Origin of the sequence: Paraglaciecola sp. (assembly GCF_030730205.1) — a bacterium.
In the GTDB taxonomy this organism is placed as follows: Bacteria; Pseudomonadota; Gammaproteobacteria; order Enterobacterales; family Alteromonadaceae; genus Paraglaciecola.
Map to the genome: position 1 here is coordinate 1 of NZ_JANQVQ010000178.1, position 2,993 is coordinate 2,993.

The following is a 2,993-nucleotide window of genomic DNA, read 5'->3' on the forward strand; positions in this document are numbered from 1 at the left end:
TACAGAAACGGACCAAAAACAAAACAAAGCTACATTTATCACAGAATTAGCTAAAACGACTGTACCAGCACCCAGAACAACGTCACCCGCAACGACAGACGCAGGATGTTTTACTACCGCTAGTGACAAGCCGGCGTCGCGTAATTCCATCAAGCGGTTCAAACGAATAGTATTATTGCCAATAGCAACAACTACATCACAGTCATGTCTTTGAAGTAGCGCTGAACTATTGCCTACAACAGGTATGCCACCGCTTACTTGTAAATGAGGAAATGCATCATCATAAAATATAATTTCGGCCCATTGTTCTGACAAACGCGCAGCATCAGCAACCACTCGCCCGTGACCACTTGCCCCTAATATCGCCAGAATGTTCATTTGAGATTTCCTTTAAACTTATCTACTGTCACGCTATCTTTAGCTGTAATGCCTTCTCTTTTAATGACCTTCTGAACAGTTTTTAACAAAATAAGCAGATCTAACTTTAACGACTGATTTTTAACATACCAGCAATCCAGACTAAACTTCTGTTCCCAGCTAACCGCATTTCGACCATTAATTTGTGCCCAACCAGTAATACCGGGCTTCGCCTCATGCCGAGTTGCCTGCACCTCATTGTACAACGGCAAATACTCCATAAGCAGCGGCCTGGGGCCAACTAAACTCATATCCCCTATTAACACATTCCAAAGCTCGGGTAATTCATCCAGGCTTGTTGAACGTAAAAACCGACCAAACGCCGTGATGCGCTGTTCATCATCAAGTAAACATCCGTTAGTATCTCTTAAATCACGCATCGTGCGGAACTTATACATTCGAAATGGTTTTGCGTGAAGACCTGGGCGAGTCTGGCTGAAAATAACAGGACCGCCTAAATACAGATACACCAATATCGCTACTAATATAAGTAACGGTAGCAACGTTAGCAAAGCACTAAAAGCGACCAAAAAATCAAAAAGGCGTTTCAATACTTACCTCCTTGCTTAATGACAGAACAAAAGACATTCTCAAATTCTTTAGCTAGCTTATCTCTTGAAAACCGTTGCTGTGCTAGATTCAGAGCGTTGTCTCCCATCAATTTTAAATGATCTTCGTTTTTCAACTGGCTCACAATTAACTCTGCAGCTTGCTTCGTATCGCGAGTTAGCTGAAAGCCTGCAACATTTTCTTTCAAAAGAGCCGCCTGCCAACCGCCATAATTCACTGCGACCGGAGTGCCCGAGGACAAAGCATCAAAAAATTTATTTGCTGAATTAGCCTGCATCTGAACTAAATCTACAAAAAGAGACGTTGATATCGACGCCGCTTTAAATGCATTAACGAGCTGCTTTTTAGGCATTGGTGGGTACATAAAAAAATTATGATCAAGCACGCCTAAGTCGCCGGCATACTGTTTTATCTGACTCCATTCCATACCATCACCAATAACAACGAACTTAACATCTGACTTCAGCAAAAGACATTCTTTTGCTAAATCTGCAAGGTAGCTCACACCATTAATTAATCCTAAAGTACCGGCATATAATACGATAGGTGATTCGCCAAGCTCTGCATGTGCGTTTCGAAACATGTGGGCATTACTCGTCGCGGGGTCAAACAACTCTAAATCTGCACTGTTAGGGATCACCGTTACATTAGATGAAGAAACACCAGTATTGACTATACCCTCGGCCATACCTGGAGATAATGCAATGATATGTGCGGAATGTTTATAAGCAAAACGTTCCAACATTTTTGCCAGCCATTTAACGGCAGGATTCCTAATAGCGCCTACAGCTATAGGTAACTCCGGCCATAAATCCCGCACTTCAAATATCATAGGCACGTTTAACCTCTTTGAAGCATAAACGCCAGGCAATGCGATTGTTAGCGGTGTGCTCGTAGCGAAAACAACATCACCTTGAATTGCTACTGCTTTTGCAGCAGCTTTAACGGCATAGTGAAAAAAAGCTTTAATTCTACGATTAAAACTCATTTTATTTGAGTAAATTACTGGCAACCAATGAATATTAATTCCATCTATATTCTGATAAAACCACGATGTGTGATCTGTCGGTTCGCGCCAACTAGTAATAATATGCACTTCATGACCAGCGTTAACTAACCGCTTTGCCATTTCATATGAACGCGTACCACCACTCATATCCGGAGTCGTAAAGTATTGATGTAAATAAATAATTTTCATAAAATTCAATGAGTCAAAAAATCAGGTAAGTGTAAAATAAATTAAGTAGCAAAATGCAATAATCGGGTTAACGCTGTGCTTATTACAACGCAATATGTGTATGAACGCAGATAGTAATGCATGCATCGATTGTTCTGAGTGTGTTGTTAATATTTTAGCCTGCGTTATTGTCTTCTCATTCGGTTCTAAGCACAAATGTGTTGCTAACGCTCTTGCAACAGATTGTTGTTGTTCATGTGCAAATTTTCTGGAAATACTAGTCGACAGTACTCGATACTTTAACAACGGTTGCGCTAAATTGGCGAGTTTGAACTTCTTTGATAACCTTAACCAAAGTTCGTAGTCTTCTGCGTGTTTGTAACGTTCGTCATACCAAAGCTCGTCACCAATTATGCGCCTATTCAACATCATAGAGGGATGAGCAAACGGAGAACCAAATAAAAAAAGTGGTTTAATCAACCAATTATAACGAGGTGGCTTGCGAGAGCCTATAACACGTCCACTATGATCTATTAATTGATATGCTGTGCCTAAGGCTGCAACTTTTATGTGGCGCTGCAAAAAATTATATTGGGATTCAAATCGCGTTGATTCAGCTATATCATCAGCGTCCATCCGGGCGATAAAATTACCACGGCTAAGTGAAATACCTTCATTCAAACTAGCGATAAGCCCCCTGTTTTCTCGGGAAATATACCTAATACGCTCGTCTGCATTACAGAACTGTAGAATGATGCTTTCAGAGTTATCTGTGGAACCATCATTAATTAGAATTAACTCAAAATCCGTAAAACTTTGTTTTAGTATA

3 protein-coding genes and 1 pseudogene are annotated in these 2,993 nt (G+C 40.5%); all 4 read right to left on the minus strand.

Going from position 1 to position 2,993, the window contains the following annotated elements; all coding sequences use genetic code 11:
- Nucleotides 1-378: pseudogene (locus tag NWQ57_RS12320) on the minus strand (acetyltransferase); the annotation flags it as partial.
- A complete protein-coding gene (locus NWQ57_RS12325; RefSeq protein WP_305973745.1) occupies nt 375-968 on the minus strand; it encodes a sugar transferase in 594 nt (197 codons plus the stop codon). The pseudogene NWQ57_RS12320 and the gene NWQ57_RS12325, both read right to left, overlap by 4 nt.
- Nucleotides 965-2,185 (minus strand): glycosyltransferase family 4 protein, encoded by a 1,221-nt coding sequence (locus NWQ57_RS12330; protein WP_305973743.1) that lies wholly within the window; start codon nt 2,183-2,185, stop codon nt 965-967. The genes NWQ57_RS12325 and NWQ57_RS12330 overlap by 4 nt, the downstream gene beginning before the upstream one ends.
- 21 nt (nt 2,186-2,206) lie before the next feature.
- The coding region (locus NWQ57_RS12335) for a glycosyltransferase (protein ID WP_306022449.1) at nt 2,207-2,993 on the minus strand (787 nt) is incomplete at its 5' end.